Origin of the sequence: Massilia sp. CT11-108, assembly GCF_047302915.1 — a bacterium.
In the GTDB taxonomy this organism is placed as follows: domain Bacteria; phylum Pseudomonadota; class Gammaproteobacteria; order Burkholderiales; family Burkholderiaceae_D; genus Telluria; species Telluria orientalis.
The window spans coordinates 1-643 of record NZ_JBKYMO010001135.1 but is presented as its reverse complement, the minus strand read 5'-3'; the positions used below and the strand labels follow the sequence as shown (position 1 = coordinate 643).

Below are 643 nucleotides of genomic sequence, written 5' to 3'. Positions count from 1 at the left end.
GCGCGGGCGTGCGCGCGTACATCGCGTTCGCGGGCGGCCTGGACGTGCCGGACTACCTCGGCAGCCGCGCCACGTTCACCTTGGGCCAGTTCGGCGGCCACGGCGGCCGCGCCGTGCGCGCGGGCGACATGCTCAAGCTGAAGCCCGTGCCGGCGTTCACGCGCGAACTCGCACCCGCCGCGATCCCGGCCTATGCGCACCACTGGGACATCGCCGTCCACTACGGCCCGCACGGCGCACCGGACTTCTTCACCGACGACGACATCGTGACGTTCTTCGGCACGGACTGGCAGGTGCACTTCAATTCCAGCCGCACCGGCGTGCGCCTCGTCGGCCCGAAACCGCGCTGGGCGCGCACGGACGGCGGCGAAGCGGGCCTGCACCCGTCGAACATCCACGACAACGCCTATGCCATCGGCTCGATCGACTTCACCGGCGACATGCCCGTGATCCTCGGCCCGGACGGCCCGAGCCTGGGCGGCTTCGTGTGCCCCGCCGTGATCGTGTCGAGCGACCTGTGGAAGATGGGCCAGCTGAAACCGGGCGACACGGTGCGCTTCCACCGCGTGTCCGTCGACGAGGCGGCGGCCCTGCGCGCGGCGCTGGACGCCGTGTTCGAGCGGCCGGATGCGGCGCCCGTGTG

1 pseudogene is annotated in these 643 nt (G+C 72.2%); it reads left to right on the top strand.

Annotation, left to right across the window (positions count from 1 at the left end):
* A pseudogene (locus ACEN88_RS33600) lies at positions 1 to 643 on the top strand (urea carboxylase); the annotation flags it as partial.